Source organism: Thermoleptolyngbya sp. PKUAC-SCTB121 (assembly GCF_016919485.1).
GTDB classification, from domain to species: domain Bacteria; phylum Cyanobacteriota; class Cyanobacteriia; order Elainellales; family Elainellaceae; genus Thermoleptolyngbya; species Thermoleptolyngbya sichuanensis.
Genome location: NZ_CP070366.1, coordinates 1,127,217 through 1,150,918 on the forward strand (window position 1 = coordinate 1,127,217; position 23,702 = coordinate 1,150,918).

Here is a 23,702-nt window from a genome sequence, read left to right on the forward strand (position 1 = left end):
TTGGAAGCGCCCACGCCTGTTACACAAGACCTCGTGCTGATCGGGGGCGGACACAGCCACGCGATCGCCCTCCGAATGTGGGGCATGAACCCGATTCCTGGCGCGCGGCTGACGCTGATTACCGACGTGATGCACACGCCCTATTCGGGAATGCTGCCCGGATACGTGGCAGGGCTGTACGAATTTGACGAGTGCCACATTGACCTGCGGCCACTGGCGAGGTTTGCTGGGGTGCGGCTGATCGGCGATCGCGCGGTTGGTCTGGATCTGGCGCAAAATCGGGTGCTGTGTGCCCACCATCCGGCGATCGCCTTCGACTGGCTCTCGATCGATATTGGCAGCACACCCGCAGTCTCCACGGTTCCCGGCGCGGCGGAGTACGCCATTCCCGTGAAGCCGATTTCGCAGTTTTTGACCCAATGGGAGGCGATCGTTCAGCAGGTGTCTGAACAGCCCCAGCGTCCTCTGCGACTGGGCATTGTGGGCGGTGGCGCGGGCGGCGTAGAGCTAGCGCTGAATATACGGGCGCGGCTGCGGCAGGTGTTGCAACAGGCAGGCCATCTCGACACGCCGCTGGAAATTCATCTGGTGCATCGCGGTCGCGAAATCTTGCCAGAGCGCAGCCCCGGAATGCGACGCAAGATGCAGCATATCCTTGCCCAGCGGGGCATTCAGCTTCATCTGGGGGAAACGGTGGCAGCCGTGGAACCCGACGGATTGCGCTGCGAGTCTGGGCGCTGGATCGAGTGCGATCGCCCCTTTTGGGTGACGCAAGCCTCGGCCGCATCCTGGCTCAAGGAATCCGGCTTAGCAACCGACGATCGCGGCTTTATCCAGGTGAATGACTGCCTGCAATCTATCTCGCATCCCTACGTTTTTGCAGCGGGCGACGTGGCCACGATGGTTCGCCATCCGCGCCCTAAGGCAGGCGTGTTTGCTGTGCGCCAGGGCAAGCCCTTGGTGGAGAATCTGCGCCGCGCTCTGCTGGGCCAGCCGCCGAAGCCCTTCGTGCCGCAAAAGGAGTTTTTGATCCTGGTTGGATTGGGCGATTGCACGGCTGTTGCCTCTCGCGGCCCTCTGCACGTTGGCCCCACCCCCTGGTTCTGGCAGTGGAAAGACCGCATCGATCGCCGCTTTATGGAAAAGTTCTCGAACTTGCCAGAGATGAGGAGCCAGCGGGTCGAACGCAGGACGTTCGCCCCATCCCGCCGCGCTTCCAACTCTCTCCCCTGCGCGGGCTGTGGCTCCAAAATCGGTAGCCAGCCGCTCGATCGCGCCTTGCAACGAGTGCAGGCAGAGTATCCCGCACTTCAGCGTGACGATATCCTGATCGGGCTAGACACGCCGGATGACGCGGCGGCGGTAGAGGTTCCAGCAGGGTGGGTGCTGCTGCAAACGGTGGATTACTTTCGGGCGCTGGTGGATGATCCGTTTGTGTTTGGGCAGATTGCGGCAAACCACGCGCTGAGCGACCTATTTGCAATGGGGGCAAGTCCGCAGAGTGCGCTGGCGATCGCCACGCTGCCCTACGCCACGCCTGCCAAACAAGAGGAGATGCTAGTTCACCTGCTGGCGGGGGCGACCAAAGTTCTACACGCTGCCGGGGCAGTGCTGATGGGCGGGCATACGGTGGAGGGAGCGGAACTGGCGCTGGGCTTTGCCTGCAATGGTCTGGCGGAATCGTCCCAACTGCTGCCCAAGGGTGGACTGCGACCGGGTGATGTGCTGATTCTGACAAAGCCACTGGGCACGGGCACGCTGTTTGCCGCAGAGATGCAGCGACGAGCCAAGGGCCGCTGGATCGAAGGGGCGATCACCACGATGCTGCAATCAAACCAGACGGCGGCGAAAATCTTTCAGGGGCATGGCGCTCATGCCTGCACAGATGTTACAGGCTTTGGGCTGTTGGGGCATTTAGTGGAAATGCTGCGAGCATCGGAGCCTGTGGGCGTGCAGCTAGATTTGTCGGCACTGCCGCTGTTGCCCGGTGCAGCAGAAACGTTGCAGCAGGGGTTCCGCAGTTCTCTGCATCCGCAAAACCTGGCTGCGGCCTGCTGGGTGCGGGATTGGGAGCAAAGGTCTCCGTCGCGCTCTTCCGAAATTCCAGCCGATATCCTGTTTGACCCGCAAACCGCTGGCGGGCTGTTGGGCTGTGTGCCAGCAGAAACGGCTCCGGACTGTTTGTCCGCACTTCACCAGGCTGGGTATCTCGAATCGAGGGCGGTCGCCCAGGTTATTCCTTCAGAGGGCGATGTTGCTCCGCAAGGCTGGAGCCAACGCTCTGTTCGGCTAGTCTAGGCAAACCAGTTTAGACAAACGAGCTAATCCATAGGCCAAATTTCCCAAAGCAGTCCCAAAGCAGGAATCATGTCTGGCGTAATCTGGCCTATGTCTGGCGTAATCAGGCGTATATCTGGCGGCAGCGCTAGGAGTGCGACTCGGTGAAATTGGCGGATTCTGGCTCCATTGCCTGGGGCCCGGGTTCGCTAGGCGGCGACACGGGGACGGATTCCATCGCGGCGGGGCGTTCCCGACGAACCGGAGCAGCTTCGGGCGGAGCCTCCCGCACGGGCGCTGCCTGGGGACGCTCAAATCGCGGTGGCGGCTCTACCACACGCGGCGGCGGCTCTACCACACGCGGCGGCGCAACGTTCACAGGCGGCGCAGGCGGCGCAGGCGGCATAACCTGAGGCGCTTCGGGTTCCGCCAGTCCAGAAATATCCTTGGGCGTGGATTCAGGCTGGGGCGTAGCGCTAGATTCAGGCGCGATGGGCGCTGGCACAGATGGGCGGGGGAGGGTGCCCGATGGCGCAGGCTGACCCGGAGTGCTGCGGGTGGGGGCCTGCGGCAAGCGATATTTCGGCTCTTTTGTCTCGTCAGACGAAGCGTCTGCTCCAGGGGCGATCGCGCCCGATCGGCTGCTTCCGAAGGGGGGTTCCAAGGCTGGGCTAGGACTAGGGGTGGGTCGCTCAGGCAGCATGGGCGAGGAGTTGAACCGATTTAGCTCTGCCTGCCAATCGCGAATCGCAGCCCGCGCCTGGGGGTAGAGCGCCCGGTTGGGACGCACCAGCGCCGCAGCGGCGATCGCCTCTCGCAGCCGGCCCCGCCGTGCCAGCGTCCGAGACAGGTTTAGGTAGGGCTGGTCTTCGATCACCTGGATCTGGCGCGTCCAGTCGCGCACCAAGGACTGCGCTTCGCCCCGCAGCGCCCGACCTTCGGAAATTTGCCCGGCCTGGGCGATCGCCGATTGCAGCGAGGCCACTGTCCCCTCGGTAGCCAGCCGTCGCGCCCGTGCTAGCAGCGGCCGGTCTTCGAGCCGCTCGATTTCGCGATGCCAGTGAGCGATCATGGTCTGGGCTTGCAGGCGGCGGGGATTTCCGGGCTGGACCTTGCTGGCCTGGGCGATCGCCGTCTTCAGCGTCTCCACGGTTCCCACGCCCGCCGTCATCTGGGCCAGTTGCAACTGCCGCAGCCCATCTAGCTGAATCTGCCAGCTTGCTAGACTGCTTTGCGCCTGGGCATAGTAGGCGCTGGTGGGCTTGATCTGCTTTGCGGCAGCGATCGCCTCCATCAGGCTGATCACGTGCTGCGGCGTGGCGACCCAGTTTGTCCAGGTGGAAACGGCTAGCTTCCGCGCTTCGCTAAGCTGGATTAAATCCTTCGCCATTTCAGCCCGACCGGGATTGACCTCGACCTGCTTGGTGAGGGCGATCGCCTGGTCAAACTTTTGCTCCTGCCAAAGCTGGAATGCTGCGCCCAGCAGCCGATCGCTCCACTGGTTCAGCACGGGCTGGGCATCGCTCCAGGCATAGCTGCCCTTGTCGATTCGTCCTGCCTGGGCGATCGCCTTTGCCAAATCGGGCAGCTTACCCGCCTGGGCGATCTTCTGAGCCTCGGCAAACTGCTGGCGTGCCTTACGTTCCACAAGCAGTTGCTCCGACAGCGCCCGGGCCCGCTGGTTGCCCCAGTAGGGATGGCTCATCTCGCCTAGGTCGCGGATCACCTCCGAGGCATTGCCCCAGGCCTGTTCCTTCATCGCAGTTTGAGCAGCCGCCACCAGCGCCTCGCCCTGCCGCCAGATGCCCTGCCAAGTGGCGATCGCCGCCTCTGCATCGGCCCGCACCGAGCTAGATTTGGGAATGCGCTGGGCAATTTCCACCGCGCCTTGCAGGTCGCTGGCGTTCATCTTCTGGCGGGCGATGATTAGCAGCCCCTTCGACCACTCTTCAACCGACCGCTGGGCTTCCTTATAAAGCGGATGCTCCGGAGTCCAGGTTTCAATCAGCGCCAGGCCAGACAGCAGTTCGGTCAGTTCGCCCGACCGAGCCGCCTGCTGAGCGCAAAATAGCCGCTCCATATCGGGAGCCAGCGGAGATCCCGTTTTGCAATCGGGCGCGGGCGGCAGCATCAGCATCCACAGCAGCGCCGATGCCGCCACGCCGCCCAAGGCCGCGCAACTAGTCAACCCCACAATCAGCCATCGCCAGGATTTTGACCGGGGGCGGGTTAGCGCTTCTGGCGCGAGGCCGCTGGCTGCGCCCGACTGTCCCGCTCCGCCCAAATACATGCCAAACCCATCCGCGCCCCCTTCGGGCGATCGCAACTCAAAACGTCTTACTGGCATAGCGAACCCTCACCCCAGTCAAAATCACCTAAAGCATACCGCCCCGTGAGTCAACAGCCCCGCGAAGCATCCGTATTACTTCTGATTCTCTAGAATATATTCTCTAATAACGGATGGACGTGGCCCCCGAAACAAAAAACCACGGTTTTGGGGCGATCGCCTTCTAAAATTTACAGAATTCGGTAGGCTAATTCAGGATTGGCAGCATTGCGCTTCGTAACAATGCGCTTCGTAGCAACACGCTTCGTAACAATACGCTTTGTCACAATCACCCGGCGTAACAACAGGCCCAGTGCGAATCTCCAGCCAGTGCGAACCTCCAGGGCGACCTATCGCTAAAAGGCTGTCGCCAAAACAACGGCCCCCTGCGTGAGCCGTTGGCAATCCGTCTCGCTTAGGAAGCCTGTGGACTGTGGAGTATATTGGCTAGGCGTTGCTGCCCCCCAGCAGATGCCGATTAATTTCCAAAATGGGGCAAAACAGGCTGGCCTGTACAGGGGTCAGATGTTGCTGCACCACATGCTGCATGGCTTCATAGGTTGCGTTGCAGCTTTGCTGTGCTCCAAAGGCCCGCATGATGGTTTGAAACCACAGCAAAAAGCGCTCTTGCAGTGTTTCGGGATCGTTCAGCAGCATCGCCACCGCAGAATAGCGCAGCACCCGCACGGTATCCCGCTTCCACTTTGTCGTCAGGTCATTGTCGCCGTTCTGAAACAGAGTTGGGTCTTTGCTCATCATGTATTGCTGAACCTGGCTCACTAGCAGCGCCTCGGCGTTCTGGATGCGCCGATAGGTTTCGACTCGCAGCCCGTAGGATTTTGCGTAATCTCGCAAGAATTGCAGGTCTGCATCGGTCGCATACTGGCCTTCGGTCTCCAGGCTGAGGCGTTTCATCTGGCTAAGCATAGAGGGTTCTTCGCAGGATGGATGGATGGGATAAGGGATAAACGCGAAAGAATTGATGAGTCAGCAGTCGCAATTGACTATTGAAGGGATGCTAGGCGCAGTTCTACTAGACGCAGTTCTAGAGGACTGACTGTATTTAATCTGCCCAGGGTGCATAAAAAAGTAACGTTTTGTAAACCCAATGATGGGCAGGTGTTTGAGGAATTGCAGCGCGATCGCCCCATAATCTCCCCAGCAATTCTCTATAAAAGACCTGCAAATCCCGACAACAAGGCACTGTCGGGCGGCTCTCCCGCTCCCAAACCCGACTCGTTCCTGCACAAGACTCGGACGGTAAGCTGTGACCCAGATCACCAGGCTATTCCCTAAGATAGATGCGATCGTGCTACAGGACACCCAAGAAATCGGCACAGCGACCGAGTTCATGAGGGCGATCGCCCTCCACACTATAAGTAGCGTTTAACTGTCCTTGCCTTGCAGCGACCGGATTCCTGGCCTGTGAGGCAATTTTTGTGGCCATTCTTCAAACGTCTCACGGTCTACACCCCCAAATCTGTGATTCAGAAAACATCCTTAAACCAAACAGCAAGGCTAGGCTTTTGGTCACAAACTAGGGATGAATTGAGGGGCCGCTCTGTCAACCTGTCAACGAGTGCGCCGTATCGAGTCTTCGGGCAGTGCTGAAGTCTGGCTCTGCTGGATCTGACCGTCCTAAGATCCGCCCGATTCTGCCATCTAGCGCCACGCAATCGAGGTTAGGCCTGTGAAGATCGTTTGGGAACAAAGCATTTATTTTGGCAACGTTCCAGTATTCTGCTCGATTTGCGGCCGTGAGTCTCGCCCCATCCGCAGCGGCTCAAACCAACTCCTGCTGGCGGTGATCTACAACGACCAGGGCGTAATTTGTGGAGAAGCCTGTAGCGATTGCGTCAGCGCCGGGCCGCAGGTAATTCGCGCCCGCCTCCAGGATCGGGTCGAGATTTTGCGAGAAAAACTGGCTGATGTGGAGGCGATCGCCCAGCTTGCCCAGGACACCATTGAGCTACCTACGCTAGAGCAAGAATTTCGGGTACATCGCCGCGATGGATAGCGGCCGCAATCTTTCTATCGCTTGGTGGTAAACACCGTCGTAAACATCATCAGCATTCCGCCGATCAAAATTGCCACGGCTAGCCCGCCCATCACCCAGTTCAGAGAATCCATTGACTCCATTGGCTTCCTCGTGCAACGTCGATGCGTTTCATCATACGGTTCTTCATCATACGGTTTCATCAAGCCTTACATGACCAGAGAAATAGATCTGGAGCAAGGCAGGTATCTCTTAGAGGATTAAGAATTTCCTTCGCTTGATTGTCTGTGAATATACCTCTTGATAGAACAAACTCGTGTGCCCGTATCGGTAGCCTATGAGCAGTTTATTGACTGTAAAACATAGGAGTTTTGCATGAAAGGCTTATCTTTAATCCGGTTTTCTGGCAGCGGCATTGTCTCTTTGCTATTGATATCGGCAGGAATGCTGACCTCCCAGGCGGCCCGGGCTGATATCGATCGAGATGCAACTCCCCAAGAGCGGGCGAGAGTCGTCGAAGTGCTTCAGTCTCAGGGATGCCCGGTGGTTGGCGATGTGGATTATATCCAGGGCGTTGGCTTTGAAGCCGAAGACGTGCGCTGCAACGACGGCAAAGAATACGACGTTTTTTTAGACGAGAATTTCAACGTCATTTCTAAGCGAGAAGATCGAGACTAAGCTTCCCGCAGAGTGTGAAATTCGTATTTGACATATTTGCGTTTGACATATTTGCGTTCAGCAACATCTGGCAGCGTCTTGGGAGTTTGGGGCTTCGTAGTTCTGCTCTGATAAGGCGCTGCTTCATGGCGATCGCCCTCCAAACGCGATAAGGCCAAAGCTAGGTCGAGTGCTGCCTCACTGCGCTAGTCGAGTTCGACGTTAAAGTAACGTTACAATCGTATTTGAGATTGGGATTCGACGCGCTCACCGCTCTACTCAAACGCTCTACTCAAACGATTTACATCAAACTCGGACACGCGACATAAAGCATGGGTTCTCTCTTGGCGATCGCCCTCATCCTGCTGCTGGCAATGTTGCTCATCGGCACGATCCTTTACCTGCTCACCGCCCGCCGCTATCAGTCCGGCGAGTCTGTCGCCCGTTCTTACGACGAATGGACACAGGACGGCATCCTGGAATTTTATTGGGGCGAACATATTCATCTGGGGCACTACGGCTCCCCGCCCCGCCGCAAAGATTTTCTCAAAGCCAAAGCCGACTTTGTGCATGAAATGGTGCGCTGGGGCGGACTCGATCGCTTGCCGCGCGGTTCTACCCTGCTAGACGTGGGCTGTGGCATCGGCGGCAGCAGCCTCATCCTGGCGCAAGACTACGGCTTCAACGTTACGGGCATCACCATCAGCCCCCAGCAGGTAAAGCGGGCGCAGGATCTTACGCCGCCCGGAGTCAGCGCCAAGTTTCTGGTAGACGACGCGATGGCGCTGTCTTTTCCCGATGCCAGCTTCGACGTGGTGTGGTCGGTGGAAGCCGGGCCGCACATGCCCGACAAAGCAATCTTTGCCAAGGAACTGATGCGCGTGCTGAAACCCGGCGGCGTGCTGGTGGTGGCCGACTGGAACCAGCGGGATGATCGCCAAATTCCTCTGAATCTCTGGGAACGCACCGTCATGCGGCAATTGCTGGATCAATGGTCGCATCCGGAGTTCGCCAGCATCGAAGGGTTTTCGGAACTGCTAGAAGCCACAGGACTTACCGAGGGCCCCGTCACCACTGCGGACTGGTCAAAGGAAACGCTGCCCTCCTGGCCCGACTCGATTTGGCAGGGCATCGCGCGACCAGCGGGCCTGGTGAAATTTGGCGTTCCCGGTTTGATTAAGTCGCTGCGAGAAGTGCCGACCATTCTACTCATGTGGCTGGCCTTTAGCGTGGGGCTGTGCCGCTTCGGAATGTTTCGCGCCGTCCGTAAAGAAAGGCTTTAGTCCAATACTTAATCACGTTGCATAGCCAATCACCCGATAGACCTCCACAAGCTGCTGCTTGCCGCTGAGCGCCAGTGGCCCCCAGGATTCCACCTGAAACTTTCCTTTAACGTGCATCAAGGTTTCCTCGGCAATTAGCACGCGGCAGAGATCCACCTGGCGATCCTTGAGGCAGCTTTCCAGCCGCGATGCCGTGTTCACGCTGTCGCCAATCACGCCGTATTCCATCCGCTCCTTGCCGCCGAGGCTGCCCACCACCACAGGCCCGGTGAAAATGCCCACCCGCATTTGAATCGGCGGAAGGCTGCGCTGTTGCCAGATCTGGTTCAGTTGCTCCAGCCGTTTGCCCATCGACAACGCGCAGGCGATCGCCTGATAGGCATCTTCATCCACCTCGCGCTCCTCCAGGCGGGGCATGGGTACACCAAAAATCGCCAGCAGCCCGTCGCCCGTGAACTTGTTGATAATGCCGTGGTGCTGCTGAATTTCGTGGGTCATGGCTTCCAGGTATTCGTTGAGCCATTCCAGCAGTGCTTCCGGCGGCATTTGTTCAGAAATAGTGCTGAAGCCCTTGATATCGGTAAACAGCATCGTGGCGACGAGCCGCTGACCTGGCAATTTTCCTGAGGCCAGCAGGCGATCGCGGGCATTCCACAGCGCGTCGGCAATTTCGGGCGAGGTGTTTTGCCCCAAGAGCGTCATCACCATCTGCTGCTGGCGGTGCGACTGTTGCGCTCGGTAGGCGACGACCGTCCCCAGTGACATCATCGAGGCGATCGCCGGAGCCACCGTTGGAACCCAGCCCTGCTGCAAAAACAGCCCAAAGCCCGCGCCCCCAATCAATCCCAGCAGTCCTACGCTGCTTAGCCCCAGCGCAATCGGATGGCGCACCGCCCAGGCCACTGCCCCGCTGACCGTTGCCCAGCCCCAAATCCACAGCCACTCCTGCCACTCTTGCCAAAACCAGAAGGGCGATCGCGCTCCCGTGGCAGCATCGAGAAACTGGCTCACCATCTGGGCATGAACCACCACACCGGGCATCTGGTGCGACACCTGCTCGCCCGCGCTAAAGGGCGTGTAGAACAGATCCTTGCCGCTGGGAGCCGTCATCCCAATCAGCACAATTTTGTCCTGCACCCACTCTGGCGAAATGTCCTGCGACAAGACCTGACTCAAGCTGATGCGGCGAGCCGGATTTTGGCGGGCGCGATAGTTCAGCAGGGTTTGGTAGCCGCTGCTGTCGAGGCGCTGATAGGCCCCGGAGTGGGCTTGTAGCGGCACAAAGGCGGATGCGCCAAGCTGCAAATCTTCGGGATTGGCGGCGCTGGGGCGCGGGCGGATGTCGTCTGGCTTGAGATACGCCAGCGCCAGCCGCAGCGACAGGGACGTATGGGTTTCGGTGTCGGTGTGGGCATATAGCAGGCTGCGGCGAATTACGCCGTCCCGGTCAATCACAAAATCGTTGAAGCCCACTCGCTCTGGAGGGAATCCTGGCGGTGGCGGAATGCGATTCCGGGACGGATCGCTTCGCGAATCGCCCGCTGATTCGCCCAGCTTGGCGATGGCAATTAGATTATCGGCTTGAAGCTGGGCCTGGAGTTGAGCATGACCCGGCTCTTGGGGCACGTCGCGGTGCAGGTCTAGCCCGATGACGCGGGGCTGGTATTGCTGAAGCTGGGCGATCGCCCTGGCCAGGGTTTCATCCGACGGTGTAGCCCGCTGGAGTGTTTGAATATCCGCTTCGGTGATTTCCACCACCAGCAGGCGTGGGTCGGGCGAATCGGGCGAATCGCCAAGCAATCCGTCCCGGAAGCGCAGCCGCACCATCCGGTCATAAATCCGCAGTTCCAGCGGCTCCAGCCCGCCCACTTGCCGCAGCCCCAGCACCAGCCCAGTGATAGCAAGCCCAGTCACGGTTGCTGCTTTTAGCCCCGCCAGCAGGTTTGGCTGAAGCGTTTGCCAGGTTTTTGCAAAGCTGGAGAAGGGTGGAGTGTTCACGGGTGGTTTAGGGCAAGACGGCTGAATCAACGTCAGGCTGAGTGAGCCTGGAGAATACCTAGGCTGCCGTGAAGCTGCTTTAACTGACCCTCAGGTTGTGTAAAGTCTTGCTACCCAGCTAATCGACTGGCTGCCTAGCTTCCTAATTGTTGCAATTGTTGCACCCGTATCTGCTGCTGCCTGTTCAAGCGTCGTGATGGCGATTCATGATGACGATTAGTAACGGCTATTTTAGTCATCTTCAATCATGGAGCTTGAGTGGTTGGGCAAAGCCTCCCTGCTCAAAGGGCTGGTCAGTGGCCAAGGCTTCTGGAATGCCCAATCGCTGCCTGATGACACAGTATGACAAAAGACGTGCAAGCTACTTGCAGGCTACTTGCAGTCCCTTTGCAGTTTACTCGTGACCATTCATGACCACGCCTGATCAGGTCTATCTATTACAGAGTTCCCAGGCGATCGCATCTGTAATCGCGTCAAGGCGGATCATCTCAATCATAAATGGGGAAATAAATGGGGCTGAAAATGGGATGAATGGGGTTGAAAATGGGGCTGTCTAGTCGGACAGCGGTGTTAGGACTCGTCTGGGGCGATCGCCGCTCTGACCAAAATCACGGTGCAATCGCTGCTGCGGGCGATCGCCTCAGGGATGTTGCCTGTGAGTGCCTGTTGCAGCAGACTTTCGCGGCTTGCCCCCAGCACAATCACATCGCAGGGTTCCTGCCAGGCCAGCCGCAAAATCGCCCCCGGTACGGAATGTCCCCGAATCGGGCGGGTGGTAATGGAACAGTTGACCCGCTGGCGCAGTTCGTCCATTGCCACCGCCATCACGGACAGATCCGCCAGCGGCTCGTCTACAGGCAACACCTGACAGAGCTTAATGCTGGGGTCGGGGCTGAGGCGGGTCAGCGCAGGTAGCAGCGTCAGGGCATATTGCGCGTTGGGCCCGCCCGACAGCGGCAGCAGCCAATGATTGAATCGAGTCTCTTCGCCCAGCTTGACCAGCACCACGTCGCAGGGGGCCTGGCGAATCAGGGTGTCTACCGTTGTGCCAAATACGCGCCCTGGCGTGCTGGTGCTGCCTTTCCAGCCCATTAGCACCAGGTTAATATGCCGCGCCTTGATGGCCTCTAGCATGGCCTGGGCTGCGTCGTGGGCTACCCGAATCTGCGTATGCACAGGAACCTGCCAGTCTTGCCCCAAATGCTCAATCTGCCGCAGCAAGCGCCGCCCCTGGGTGGTGCGGACGGCGGTTTCTGAGGGTGGATGGGCCCGCGACACCAGGATGACGTGCAGCACCTCTAGCTCATAGCCCCGCTCCTGGGCGATCGCCCCCGCCAGTTTCACCAAAATCGGAGCCGTCTGGGGATTGCTGACGGGCAGCAGCAGCCGACCCCGACCCGTGGCGGGCGATCGCGTCCGATAAACTTCATAGGAAGGTGCGGGACGGGGTCCCAGTTGCAGCGACTCGCCCGTGAGCTGATCCGACTCGGCGCGAATAATGTCGGCGCGGGTGATAATGCCCACCAGCTTTGATCCATCCGTGACGGGTAAGCGGCTGACCTTAAACCGATTCAGCAAAAACAGCACATGGGTCAGCGAGTCGGACGGGCGGACGGTTACGGGCTGGGCCGTCATCATGTCCGACAGGGTGGCGGCCGCAGGATTGGCGGGCTGCCGCTCTGGAGCCGACAAATCGCTCTGGGTGACGATGCCCACCAGCCGTCCGTTGTCTACAACCGGAAACCCGCGATGGTGCGATCGCGCAAAGGCCTGCTTCGCCTCATCCAGCGACAAACTGCTCGACAGCGTTTCCACCCGCCGCTGCATCACCGCTGCCGCCGTTAGCTTTTGCCAGGGCGCGGGCTGGGTTCCTGGCGACTGAATCTGGATGCCGTTCCACTCCAGCAGTCGAGTATAAAACGAGCTGCCCACCAGCCGCTGCGCCACCAGATAGGCAATGCCTGAGCCAATCATCAGCGGCAGCACCAGGTTGAAATTGGCTGTAATCTCAAACACGATGACGATCGCCGTTACCGGGCCCCGCGTCACCGCGCTGAAAAATGCGCCCATCCCTGCCAGCGCATAGGTACTGGCCGGACTGACATGCGGCGCAAGCCCCAGCAGCGACTCCAGCCCGCTGCCCGTAATGCCCACCAGCGCTCCCAGCGCCGACCCCAAAATCAGCGACGGCGCAAAAATTCCCCCCGGCGCACCCGACCCGTAGGCCACCAGCGTCAGCAAAAACTTTGCGCCAAAGGCCAGCAGCAGCAAGTACCAGGCAGCATTGCCGCCGCTGAGCAGATCTTGCAGACCCGTGTTGTCCCGAAAGCTGTCGGGCAGTTGCGACACCACCAGCCCAGACAGCAGCCCCGCCAGCCCAATCCGCCCCGGCAGCCCCAGCGGAAGCCGACGGTTGAGGGCCAGGCTGACGAAAATGCCCCGGCTAAACAGCGACCCCAGCAGCCCCGCCAGTAGCCCCAAAATCAGGAAGAGCGGCACATCGTAGAGCGAAAACGTGGCCTCGTAGGCGGTCATGCCCAGATCCAGGCTGAGGCTGCGGCCGCCCAGCACCCGCGACACGACTGCGCCTATGAAGGAAGCCAGAATCGCTGTGCCCAGCGTGATGCCAGAGAAATCTTGCAAAAACTCTTCCACCACGAACAAAACGCCCGCGATGGGGGCATTGAAGCCGGCCGCCAGTCCTGCCGCTGCGCCTGAAGCGATGAGCTGGCGACGATATTCTGGCGAGGTGGGAATCCACTGGCTGAGTTGGGCGGCCAAAGCCGCGCCAATTTGCACCGTCGGCCCCTGACGACCCAGGTTCAGGCCTGCGCCCAGAGTGAGAATAACGCTGACCAGTTTTACCAGGGCAACCCGCATATTGAGGGCGATCGCCACATTGGCCAGCGCCGCCTTCACCTGGGGAATGCCGCTGCCCGCCGCCTCCGGAGCTAGCCGCTCCACCAGGAACCCTGCCAGCCCGCCGCCCAGCAGCCCCAACAGCGGCAGCACCAGCCAGTCTGTAAACTGGTGCGACCATTGCACCCGCCACCCGCCCAGCCAGCCCACGCTCTGTTTGAGCATGACTGCTGCCAGCCCCGAAACCAGACCAATGACGCAGGCTTCCGCGATCGCAAACTGTTTGGAGCCATTGATCCAGCGCATTTGAAGGATTGGGAATGAGGAGAGCGCAGAATAGCGGTGATAGCCGCCGGGCTACCCGTCCAACTGCTTCACCAAAAGCTGATTCGTCAGCTTCGGGTCGGCGCGGCCACCCGTTTGCTTCATAACCTGACCCACAAAAAAGCCCAGCATGTTCTTCTTGCCGCTGCGATATTTTTCTAGTTCGGCGGGATGAGCTTCTAGCACTTTGGCGATCGCCGCTTCGATTGCAGCCGGGTCGGAAATCTGAATCAGCCCCTTCTTTTCGACCAGTTCCTTGGCGGAGCCGCCCTGGGTCAGCAGCTCTGGCAGAATATCTTTGGCAATTTTGGTGCTGATGGTGTTGGACTCGATCAGCCTGATCATTTCCGCCAGAGTCTCGGGAGTCAGGGGCAGGTCAGCCAGGGTTTTCTTTTCGGTGTTGAGATAGCCGCTGATATCGCCCATTAGCCAGTTGGCGGCCTGTTTGGCGGGTGCGCCTGCGGCCAGGGTCGCCTCAAAGTATTCCGCCATCGCGCGATCGTCCGTCAGCACGCGGGCATCGTAGGACGACAGCCCTAGGTCTTCTTCGTAGCGATGGCGCTTGGCAGCGGGCAGTTCCGGCAGTTCGCGTTTCCACGCAGCAAGCTGTTCGGCAGAGACTTCGATGGGGCCGAGGTCGGGTTCGGGGAAATAGCGATAGTCGCTGGAGCCTTCCTTGACCCGCATACTGATGGTGCGCTGGCTGCCTTCTTCCCAGAGGCGCGTTTCTTGAACGAGGCGATCGCCCGCCTCCAGCACCTCAATCTGCCGCTCAATTTCGTAGTTAATTGCCCGCTCGATGGCATTGAAGGAATTCATGTTTTTGATTTCCACCTTCGTGCCAAATTTTTCTGATCCCACAGGACGGATGGAAATGTTCACATCGCAGCGCAGAGAACCCTCCTGCATGTTGCCATCCGACACCCCCAGATAGCGCATGATCCGGCGCAGTTCGCGGGCATATTCCGCTGCCTCTGCCCCAGAGCGCAGATCGGGTTCCGACACGATTTCAATCAGCGGCACGCCCGCCCGGTTATAGTCCACCAGCGAAAAGGTAGACCCAGAGAGGCGATCGCTCCCGCCATGCACCAGCTTGCCTGCATCTTCTTCCATGTGCAGCCGCGTAATGCCAATGCGCTTGCGAACGGGTTGCCCGTCTTCTTCTAGCTCGATTTCCAGCCAGCCATGCTCGGCGATTGGCAGGTCGTACTGCGAGATCTGATAGTTTTTCGGTAAATCGGGATAGAAATACTGCTTTCGGTCAAACTTGCTATAGGGTGCAATTTGACAGTTCAGCGCCAGCCCCGCCTTCACTGCGTATTCCAGCACCTTTTGATTTAACACAGGCAGCGTCCCCGGCAGCCCCATACACACCGGGTCAATATTCGTGTTGGGGTCAGCACCAAAAGCCGTCGAACTGCTGGAAAAAATCTTGGTTTTGGTGCTGAGCTGACAGTGTGTTTCCAGCCCGATGACGGCTTCGTATTGGGTCTTGGTGGCGGTGGTGGTCATAGAAAACTCTGGAAAGTCCAGTTCCAATCCTCTGATGCTTTATTGTATCGCTGTGCCTCGCTCTCTCAGGCCATTTCAGAAATCGGCACTCTGCGTGGACAGGGAATCAGATAAGACATTTAGGATAGCTATACTTCCAGGGCTTACGCACTTGCAATAAGCTCTTTGGGTTTTGGAGGATTTCTCGCGGGCTGTGCCCGCGAGAAATCCTCCAACTGCGTGAGTCCTAACTTCATCAGGCTCGAGGTTTGAGCCAAGGGTCTGGTTGTATCCCTTGCAAAAGCGAGAAAAGGCGGTGCAGAATGCGGAATAGGAGGTGGGGGAGGCTATAAGGATGGTATATATTGTTGTCCAAGCTGATTTTGTCCAAAGCTAATTTTATCCAAGCTGATTAGGCAAGGGGCTGGTCGTCTAAGCTGATTGTCCAAGCTTCAGCATTGTCCAAGCTTCAGGTTCAAGCTTCAGCAGCAAGTCAAATGGTCTTGGCAAATGGTTTTGGGTTTGTGGCGTGTGTTTGGAGAGGGGCGTGAGTACTGAATCGTCATCATTGGAATCGCTGGTGCGGGAAATTGGAGAAGCCGTCCTGGCAACGACGGAAACGGTTGATCAGCTAACGGGACACATGGATGCGTTGTCCAAGCAGGTGCAGCAGCAGGGCTACCAAATTTTCGCCCTGAGCGACACCGTACAGACTTTGGCAGAAAATCAGGATGCTACGCTAGAGCGCCTCGCTCAGTTGACGGACACGCTGCAACGGCTGGTGGCGGCAATTGAAGCCGATCCCGAATCTGCTTAAGAGGCTTTGCAGAATTGCGCTGGAATGCCAAAGGTGTGTCAGGGATATGTCATAGGGATGTCAGAAACCCAGCAGAAATCCTGGAGGGCGATCGCCCAGGGTGAGTCCAGAGTACCTAGTTGGGTGATGACACTAACCCGATAAATATGAAATGGTTGCGGAAAGGTTGAATCGTCACACACCCGGTCGGCTGAGCCGATCGACCTACCCGGCAATCAGCAAGGGAGCGCAAGATATATGGTCAAAGCTAGTAGCATGGAAGCCAGCACCGAAGCTTGCACGAGAGCCAGCACTGAGGACTACATCGCTATGACGAGGGCTGAGTCGAGGTCGGAGGAACTAAAACGCGAGTGGCAGGCGCGGCTCCAGCAAGACCATCCCGGCCAGCCCGCAACGCTCCAGGAGGCAATCTTGCGCTGGCTGTTGGGCGACGAGCCGCAGCGCTTCGATGAGATGACCCCAGTGCAAGTTATGGTGGCACAGCAGGCGATGGATTATCGCTATCGCATTTTGCAGCAGCGCTATTTAGGAGTCCGTCCAGACCAGGCTTACAAAAACCTGCTACAGCGCCTCAGCAGCCTGTTCCTGATTCGCAGCAAAGTCCGAACCTGGGTGGCGCTATCGCGCGATCGCCATCGCAGCGTCATGGATGTGTTGCAAGAAGTGATTCAGGAACTCATCCAAAACGACTCCTATATTCGCCAGCAGGTGCAGTGGATCGCCTGCTGCACCAATCAGCCCCGCCTGCGGGACGGGCTAATGCTGGCCAGCATTGAGGAATACTGCCTGCGCCCCATCCGCAATCAGCCGCTGCTGGTCTATCGGTTTGTCAACTATCTGCGGCGCACCCAGCGTGGCGGCATGACCCAGGTTCCGACGGGCGAACTGATTCGGCTAGTATCGGAAGAAATTTCTCCCGACGATAGCGACAGCGCCATGAGCCTGCTCGATTCTCAGGCGCTGAGTCAGTACGAGCAGCAGCGCGATTGGGAGGAACAGCAGGCCCTGCGCGACGAGGTAAAGCAAACGTTTCTGGACTATCTCGCTCAGGAAGTAGACCCGCTGGCGGCGCAATGGCTCCGGCTGCATCTCCAAGGCAAGTCGCAGGAGGCGATCGCCACGGCGCTGGGGGTTCCGGTCAAGCAGGTTTATCGACTGCGGGAAAAAATTAGCTATCACGCCCTGCGTGTGTTTGCCATTAAGGCCGAGTCCGAATTGGTCATGACCTGGCTGGGCACCTCAGTAGACAATAACCTGGGGCTTGCGCCTGATCAGTGGGATGAGTTCTATAACGCCCTTAGTCCAGAACAGCAGCAGTTAGTGCAGGATTTCAAAACCTGGAAAACCGCCGAGGCGATCGCCCAGCATCGCAATGTCAAGGTGAACCAAATTACTGGAGAATGGGTCAAGGTCTACCTGTCTGCCCATAGCCTGCGAAACTCGTCCCAGTCTGACGACTCCGACAACTCAGAATCGGCCTGAGCCATCCGCCGCAAACGCAGGCAGGGCAGGCTGGCGGCTTGCGGATGGCGATTTGCAGCAAGACTGGGTATGCTTGAGTGAACAAACCGCCAAGGGTGCTGGAAGCGGCTTGCTTTCATCATGGTCAATCATGGTCAACCCCAAAGATTGAGAACGGTGCGATTTTATGACCTCCCCGCTCAACAAAAAAGTCGGGGCAACATCTGCCGACGCTCAGTATCGGTCGGTTTTGTCTCATTTTTCAGACAGCCTCGCGCAGTCGCTAGACCTCCAGCAGATGTTTGTCCTGATTGACGGCATCTTGCCCTTTGAAGCGTGTTTGTATTATCAAGTGCTGCCGCTAAAGCTGGAAGACAACTGCCTGCTGCTGGGCATGGTCAACCCCGAAGACAGCCCGGCCGCAGACTATGTGCGCCGCATTATCGCCTACCACAACTACTATCCCAAGCCCCAGCCGATTTCGTCTGATGCGCTCCAGGCATCCCTTTCTGCCTATTTGCACTATACGGGCAGCCGCGCCGCCCAGCCCAGTCCACCCGCTGGCGCAGAAGAGACAGATCGTTCGGGCGATCGCGCCAACGCCAGGGATGAGGCGGAAGTCGATCGTCGTTCACGAGTTGCCCCCCGCATCCGCACCGAGCAAAAGCTAGACCGCAATACCCAGCCAACGCTGGTGGTCGATAGCCCAGAAGATCTGAGCCAGGAGCTGGCGCCGCCCCGGTTTCGGCCGATTTATGCGCCCTCGGATACGCCACCCGCCGCACCAGAGCCAGCGCCGGAACCTGTTCAGCCGGAACCCGTTCAGCCTGCTCTGGTAGCAGAGCCAGAAGGGCGATCGCCCGAAAATCCCTTCGAGCCATTTCCAGATCTGGACTCGCTTTCCGATGTAGCCAGTGCATCACGGGTTGAAGCAAGACCAGAGCCAATTCACGGTGAACCCAAGGTGGCGCTGAGCCGCGATTCTGCGGAAGAGAATCCGGTTTCGTCCCCGCCCACGGCAAAGCGGAGTGCCGAAGCCCCACCCTCGGAGGCAGTGTTTTTGGATGAAGACGAGCTAGCAGAATCCATCTCTGCGATTCAAAGGCAGGAAGAGCCGTTGCCCACCCCAGCGATCGCCCCGGATATTCCCCTGGACACTCTGCAAGATTACCTCGCGACCTTCATCAACGTCGAGCAGCCGCCCCAAGTGCCGACGCAGTTAATGACACCGATTCCGCCGCTCGTCGTGCAGCTAAATCATCTCAGCCGCCCAGCAGAAACCCTGGCCACCCTGCCACCCCCAGAATTGCTGCAAGAACTGCTGGGACGAGTCCTGATCGGCGGCATTGGGCGGCTCTATTTCGAGCATCAGCCCCGCTATGGACGCATTCTCTGGAGCCAAAACGGGGTGCTGCAATCTGTCATCGATCGCCTGGATTTGCGCCATTTTCGAGGCATCATCGCCGAACTGAAGCAGCTTGCTGGGCTGCCGCTGGTGCCAGTCGAACAGCCCCGCCAGGTTGAAATCGAGCGATTGCACGAGCGGACAAGACTCCTGCTGCGCTTCCGCTTTATCCCTACCGAACAGGGCGAAGAGGCGACGCTACAAATTTTACGCGGAGCCGCGCTGAAGTTTTATCAGCAGCAGCAAATCGCTACGTTAGAGCGAGATGCCCTGCGAATTGCCCGACAGCTCCAGACCAAGCTAAACGAAATCCGCGATCGCGCTCGCCTAGAGTCGGGCATGGTCGCTGCGAAGCTGGAGGTGTTGCCCGCCCTCAGCCAAATTATCAAAACCATTGAGGAACAGGTAGACAGCCTGAAACCGGAACCTGTTGATTCTCTGGAAGATGCGCCCCCTTGAGTGGACGCAGGCATCAGCGAATGAAGCTAGGGCGTGCTTTAAAACCCTTTGATCCCCCCTTAGCCCCCCCTTAAAAAAGGGGGGAACCGAGCCGAACCGCTCCGGAAGTCCCCCTTATTAAGGGGGATTTAGGGAGATCGACTCAAGGCAACTCAAGGCAATTAACGACCTAGAAAGTTTTAAGACACTGCCTAGGGCGTAGATGCACCAGAGCAAGAGGGCAAACGTTTGTGTTCTTTTTTCTTCTGTGTCTTCTTCTGTGACCTCTTATTCAAAGAGTCGCAATTACATCGCAATTATCCAGAAAGCAAATACATGAAAGCAAAATGGGGCGAGTTGCTTTAACTCACCCCACTCTCTGACGGGCCAGGAGGGATTCGAACCCCCGACACCGTGGTCCGTAGCCACGTGCTCTAGTCCACTGAGCTACAGGCCCCTGCCAGAAACTCTATACTATCACACGACATCAACATAGTTAGGCGCATGAACCAAAATTCTGCTGAAAAATCTCTGCCCAACCTGACCCATCTGGAGGCAACCGGGCAGGCACACATGGTGGATGTGTCAGCTAAGGCAGCCACCGTGCGGACGGCGATCGCCCTGGGGCAAATCCAGATGCAGCCCGAAACCCTGGCGGCCATTGAAGCGGGCAATGCACCCAAGGGCGACGTGCTGGGCACAGCCAGATTGGCGGGCATCATGGCAGCCAAGCAAACCGCTCACCTGATTCCCCTCTGTCACCCGCTCCCCCTGCAAAAAGTAGACGTTCAAATTACGCCAAATCCAGACCTGCCCGGTTACGACATCCGCGCTGAGGTGCGCCTCAAAGCCGAAACAGGAGTGGAAATGGAAGCGTTAACCGCCGTTTCGGTCGCAGCACTGACGCTCTACGACATGGCCAAAGCCCTGGAAAAATCGATGAAAATTACGAACATTCGCCTGCTCAGCAAAACGGGCGGCAAGTCGGGCGATTATCTGGCCGCGCAATAGCGAATCCTGTGAAAAGTCAGCATGTTCTTGTGCTTGCTTCTTGTTCTTTCAGGGTGTGTACGCTGTGCTGAAAAGACAAGAATTTCGCCCCCCTCGCCTTGCTCACTTGCTTCAACAGACGGTTACGCTGTACGGTCGCGCTGTGCGGTTATTGGGCGGACACGCTGTGGAGTTACGCTGTGCGGTCACGGTGTACAGCCACACTGTGCGGTCACGTTGTGGAGTCATGGTGTATAACCGCACTGTAGGGTCACGCTATGAGGCCACGCTGTACGATGTCACTCACACCGTACAATGAAAGCTGAATGGTCATCCCGACAGTTTATCTCGACAGTTCATCCCGACAGTTCATCCCGGATAACAGTATGCCTCCCCGCTGGCCCCGCGAACCCGACCGCAACGACCCCGCCTTTCGCAAGCTAGACGACCGCATGACCTTTGCCACCCACGTTGCAGCGTTCATTGCGGTCAACTCTGGCGTGTGGTTCTTTCGACTTGTGCAAGCGCAGACCTGGCCCTGGACCGTGTGGTTTAGTGGGCTATGGCTGGCGGCCTTGGTGGCGCATGGGGTCTATATCTTTGCGATCGCCGACTATTCTGGCCCGGTTACCAAGCCCAACGCAAAATCCCCTTGAGGTGCGTCCTGAAACGGCAATTCTCGATAGATTGCAGCCCTGACCTGACTGTTCATTCCACCCATTAATACGGCTCATTAACACGGCGTAACTATGGCATATTCCAATTCTTCCGAAGCCATCGAGGCCCTGGCCGCAGAACTGGGCAAAGAGGTGTATATCGACGTAGCCAAGTGGCATCTGTATCTCCGCGATGCTCACCTCAACACCCCCCTGGCAGAGCAGATCTATCCCTTGCTTGAAAAAGGCGTGCCGACCGAGGACGAGGTGCTGGGGATTCTGCGCGGCATTCCCGTCAAGCTAGGTGGCGGCAAGCACGAAGTCTCTCTGCTGGATCTGCTGCCCGTGCAGTCCCAAATCCAATTGATGGACATTGTGGAAGCGTTTCAGCAAAAGCTCTGAATTATCTGAATAAACAGGCTGTAGGCTCTGCACCTTGCCCGTCCAGCACCTTACCTATCTTATCTAAGTAGGTGGACATTAATAAATATAAAACTCAAAGATCCTGCGCCGCCCGCGCAGCGGGCGGCGCAGGGTTCAAGATCTGTTTCTTAGAGCTAATTTATGAAGCAAATCTTAAGAAGCCTGAAACTCTTGGCATGTGTGGCTTTGAGGTCATGTTTGCCCAGGAAAAGCGGTTTCTCGGAAATCCTTGATTAACAAGGCTTTCAGGCTCCTTTACAAATTAGCTCTTAATCTGGTCTATCTACTTATATACCTATCTACTGGTCTACCTATCTAACAAGTCTTGCCCCGGTTCTATATCTGCCCGGCTCGTAGAAAAATATCCCAGCAGACGGTTTTGGGCAGGGTCGGGTCGCCCCAGGCAGCCGAAAGGCGATCGCCCCACTCTTTCAATCCCGCCCAGCCCTCTGCGTCGGCATAGCGCTGTACCGCAGACCAGGTAGAAACGCAGCCCAAAATGATTTCCGGAGTCCACTGCACGGTCTGGCGAAAGGTGGGCGCAGGCAGTTCCTCAAACGGAAATGGAACAGTCTGATAGTGGTCATGCACCAGTTGCACTTCGGGCAGCTGCATGGGCAGGATGAGCGCATAGAGTTCGTCGATTAGTGCGGACACGGCGGGTGTGGCCTCGGCGACCCGGAATAAATCGCTGCACCAGGCCGCAATCACGCCGCCCGGACGGCCCACGCGATTCACCTCAGCATAGAACCCGTCTAGCGGCAGCCAGTGCAGCGCCAGCCCGACCGTAATCAGGTCTACGCAGTGGTCGGGCAGACCGCTGGCCTCTGCGGGCGCAACCGAATACTGAATTCGCTCGTGGGGAAAGGCGTTGGCGATTTGGCTGGCGCTGGCATCCGTCGCGTAGATGGTTGCAAAATGAGGCACTAGCCCGACCGCAACTTGCCCGTTGCCCGTGGCGCAATCCCAGGCTGCGTCGTGTTTTGTTGCCGTTTTGACTAGGTAGGCGTATAGCTCGTCGGGATAGCCCGGACGATACTTGGCGTAGCGGCTTGCCTGACGCGAGAAATAGTCTTTGAAAATAAGAGCCACGGAATAGGAGCCACGGAATAAGGACCACGGGTAAATGGCAAAGGATCAGGAATTAGACCGACGGCGTTTAGGCAGATCTAGAAGATCTGGTGGACGGACGATCGCCCTAAGCCACGAACCAGCCCAATCTTAACTCCAAACCCCGCCTAGCGACGACGCAGCAGCGGGTTGCAGCGCTGACGGCTCACACCATCTCGCAACCCTTCGACTACGCTCTCAGCACGACAGGCCTCCCAGGCGATTTGGTTAGCGTGGCGTTGGGGAAGCTGGTCTTCTTTTTCCAGCGCCCGCTGAAAGAACTCCAAGCTTTCACGATACTTCTCCTGGCGCACTAGAATCTGTGCCTTGAGATAGTAAAGATCGGGATTGTCAGGCGTTTCTGCGAGGGCCTGGTCAACCGCCGCCATCGCGGGTTCAAACTGTTCCAGATCCCGATAGCCGATGGCGATTCCCCGCTGCGCCAGGTATTCGGGCCCGGCGAAATTTTGCAGCTTTTCCAAAGCCTGTTCTGGGCTGCTAAAGGGCAGGTTTGTGGCCAGGAACAGTTCGATGTATCCCTTCACCAAATTTAGCTCTGGATCGTCGGGGGCGATGCGTTCGGCCTCGCCCAAGGCGCTGAAGGCTCGCTGAAGTTCACGGAGGACGGTGGGCGTGGCGGCAACGGTGCTTTGGGTGGAGACGGCATACCCGCCTTCCAGGAAGTGTCCCACCGCTCGGTAAATGTTGCCCCGCAGCGGATCGCTTTGCATCAGCCGTTCTGCCGATCGCCGAGTCTGGGTTGCGCGATCGCGCAGGGTATCCCAATCCCGGTTCAGGTAGGCCAGCGACGCGGCCAGGGCGTGGGCCAGCGGCTCATTGCGCGAGGCGTTCTCTAACAAGGCTGCCGCTTGAGCGTAGTTGCCTTCGGCAAACATGGCGATGAAGGCGGCTTCGGTGGTGCGGTCGATGTTGCGGGGGTTGGCGCTGCGAAACGGATCGGCTAGGGCGGGCAGTGCCAAACTGTGAAGCGCGATCGCCAGCCCTCCGGCCACCGAACCGAGCGATCGCCAGAGTTGCTGGGCGGGCGATCGCCCCGTTTGGCGACCGGGCTGGGAATTGCGGACACCGCCACTCCGGCGCGAGACGAGAACCGCTGCAATCGACATAGCTCACCTATCTCCAGAAATTGTGAAAACCACTAAGTGCAAGAGCTACTTGCGAAGATTACTA

General features: G+C 58.2%; 18 protein-coding genes and 1 tRNA gene. 11 read left to right on the forward strand and 8 right to left on the reverse strand.

What is annotated here, in order from left to right; genetic code table 11:
• Positions 1 to 2,298, forward strand: coding sequence for a selenide, water dikinase SelD (gene selD / locus JTM80_RS04720; RefSeq protein ID WP_172354784.1), 2,298 nt, complete (start codon positions 1 to 3; stop codon positions 2,296 to 2,298).
• Between the two features lie 127 nt (positions 2,299 to 2,425).
• Here selD and JTM80_RS04725 read toward each other — a convergent pair whose 3' ends face one another.
• Together JTM80_RS04725 and JTM80_RS04730 are read right to left on the reverse strand one after the other, a co-directional pair.
• Positions 2,426 to 4,624 carry a hypothetical protein gene (locus JTM80_RS04725; RefSeq protein ID WP_205370693.1) on the reverse strand — a complete coding sequence of 733 codons (2,199 nt, stop codon included), beginning with the start codon at positions 4,622 to 4,624 and terminating at the stop codon, positions 2,426 to 2,428.
• Positions 4,625 to 5,050: 426 nt separating this feature from the next.
• Entirely contained in the window at positions 5,051 to 5,530 is a 480-nt protein-coding gene (locus JTM80_RS04730) for a phycobilisome protein (RefSeq protein WP_172354780.1), read from the reverse strand.
• 150 nt (positions 5,531 to 5,680) lie between these two features.
• Here JTM80_RS04730 and JTM80_RS04735 point away from each other — a divergent pair, with 150 nt between their 5' ends.
• The 4 genes from JTM80_RS04735 (at position 5,681) to JTM80_RS04750 (ending at position 8,539) form a co-directional block, all read left to right on the forward strand.
• Positions 5,681 to 5,899: a hypothetical protein gene (locus JTM80_RS04735; RefSeq protein WP_205370694.1), complete on the forward strand. Its 219-nt coding sequence runs from the start codon at positions 5,681 to 5,683 to the stop codon at positions 5,897 to 5,899.
• 394 nt (positions 5,900 to 6,293) lie between these two features.
• A complete protein-coding gene (locus JTM80_RS04740) occupies positions 6,294 to 6,620 on the forward strand; it encodes a hypothetical protein (RefSeq protein ID WP_068513220.1) in 327 nt (108 codons plus the stop codon).
• A 354-nt stretch (positions 6,621 to 6,974) separates the two neighbouring features.
• Complete coding sequence (locus tag JTM80_RS04745; RefSeq protein ID WP_172354778.1) at positions 6,975 to 7,277, forward strand: PepSY domain-containing protein; 303 nt, start codon at positions 6,975 to 6,977, stop codon at positions 7,275 to 7,277.
• 311 nt (positions 7,278 to 7,588) lie between these two features.
• Complete coding sequence (locus JTM80_RS04750) at positions 7,589 to 8,539, forward strand: methyltransferase domain-containing protein (protein ID WP_172354776.1); 951 nt, start codon at positions 7,589 to 7,591, stop codon at positions 8,537 to 8,539.
• 12 nt (positions 8,540 to 8,551) lie between these two features.
• Here the strand turns inward: JTM80_RS04750 and JTM80_RS04755 are convergent, their stop codons facing one another.
• From JTM80_RS04755 to gatB, 3 genes are all read right to left on the reverse strand, one after another.
• Complete coding sequence (locus JTM80_RS04755; RefSeq protein ID WP_205370695.1) at positions 8,552 to 10,537, reverse strand: CHASE2 domain-containing protein; 1,986 nt, start codon at positions 10,535 to 10,537, stop codon at positions 8,552 to 8,554.
• A 570-nt stretch (positions 10,538 to 11,107) separates the two neighbouring features.
• Complete coding sequence (locus tag JTM80_RS04760) at positions 11,108 to 13,702, reverse strand: chloride channel protein (RefSeq protein WP_172354774.1); 2,595 nt, start codon at positions 13,700 to 13,702, stop codon at positions 11,108 to 11,110.
• A 51-nt stretch (positions 13,703 to 13,753) separates the two neighbouring features.
• The gene (gene gatB / locus JTM80_RS04765) at positions 13,754 to 15,232 is read right to left on the reverse strand and encodes an Asp-tRNA(Asn)/Glu-tRNA(Gln) amidotransferase subunit GatB (RefSeq protein WP_172354772.1); all 1,479 of its coding nucleotides are present in this window, start codon (positions 15,230 to 15,232) and stop codon (positions 13,754 to 13,756) included.
• A 526-nt stretch (positions 15,233 to 15,758) separates the two neighbouring features.
• Here gatB and JTM80_RS04770 point away from each other — a divergent pair.
• The 3 genes from JTM80_RS04770 to JTM80_RS04780 all read left to right on the forward strand — a co-directional run bounded on the left by JTM80_RS04770 (position 15,759) and on the right by JTM80_RS04780 (position 19,353).
• Positions 15,759 to 16,028 carry a hypothetical protein gene (locus JTM80_RS04770; RefSeq protein WP_205370696.1) on the forward strand — a complete coding sequence of 90 codons (270 nt, stop codon included), beginning with the start codon at positions 15,759 to 15,761 and terminating at the stop codon, positions 16,026 to 16,028.
• A gap of 237 nt (positions 16,029 to 16,265) precedes the next feature.
• On the forward strand, positions 16,266 to 17,510 hold the full coding sequence (locus JTM80_RS04775; RefSeq protein WP_228721728.1) for a HetZ-related protein 2: 1,245 nt from the start codon (positions 16,266 to 16,268) through the stop codon (positions 17,508 to 17,510).
• A 166-nt stretch (positions 17,511 to 17,676) separates the two neighbouring features.
• Entirely contained in the window at positions 17,677 to 19,353 is a 1,677-nt protein-coding gene (locus tag JTM80_RS04780) for a hypothetical protein (protein ID WP_205370698.1), read from the forward strand.
• A 362-nt stretch (positions 19,354 to 19,715) separates the two neighbouring features.
• Here the strand turns inward: JTM80_RS04780 and JTM80_RS04785 are convergent.
• Positions 19,716 to 19,789: transfer RNA gene (locus JTM80_RS04785), tRNA-Arg, on the reverse strand.
• Positions 19,790 to 19,836: 47 nt separating this feature from the next.
• Between JTM80_RS04785 and moaC the strand changes: the two genes are divergently transcribed.
• From moaC to JTM80_RS04800, 3 genes are all read left to right on the forward strand, one after another.
• On the forward strand, positions 19,837 to 20,343 hold the full coding sequence (gene moaC / locus JTM80_RS04790) for a cyclic pyranopterin monophosphate synthase MoaC (RefSeq protein WP_172354770.1): 507 nt from the start codon (positions 19,837 to 19,839) through the stop codon (positions 20,341 to 20,343).
• 365 nt (positions 20,344 to 20,708) lie between these two features.
• Positions 20,709 to 20,978, forward strand: a complete 270-nt coding sequence (locus JTM80_RS04795) for a 2TM domain-containing protein (RefSeq protein ID WP_172358844.1) — start codon at positions 20,709 to 20,711, stop codon at positions 20,976 to 20,978.
• 93 nt (positions 20,979 to 21,071) lie between these two features.
• Positions 21,072 to 21,380 carry a DUF3181 family protein gene (locus JTM80_RS04800; protein WP_172354768.1) on the forward strand — a complete coding sequence of 103 codons (309 nt, stop codon included), beginning with the start codon at positions 21,072 to 21,074 and terminating at the stop codon, positions 21,378 to 21,380.
• 357 nt (positions 21,381 to 21,737) lie between these two features.
• Here the strand turns inward: JTM80_RS04800 and JTM80_RS04805 are convergent, their stop codons facing one another.
• Both JTM80_RS04805 and JTM80_RS04810 read right to left on the reverse strand, forming a co-directional pair.
• Positions 21,738 to 22,493: a class I SAM-dependent methyltransferase gene (locus tag JTM80_RS04805; protein WP_205370699.1), complete on the reverse strand. Its 756-nt coding sequence runs from the start codon at positions 22,491 to 22,493 to the stop codon at positions 21,738 to 21,740.
• A 146-nt stretch (positions 22,494 to 22,639) separates the two neighbouring features.
• On the reverse strand, positions 22,640 to 23,638 hold the full coding sequence (locus tag JTM80_RS04810; RefSeq protein WP_225906761.1) for a Sll0314/Alr1548 family TPR repeat-containing protein: 999 nt from the start codon (positions 23,636 to 23,638) through the stop codon (positions 22,640 to 22,642).
• Positions 23,639 to 23,702 lie beyond the last annotated feature (64 nt).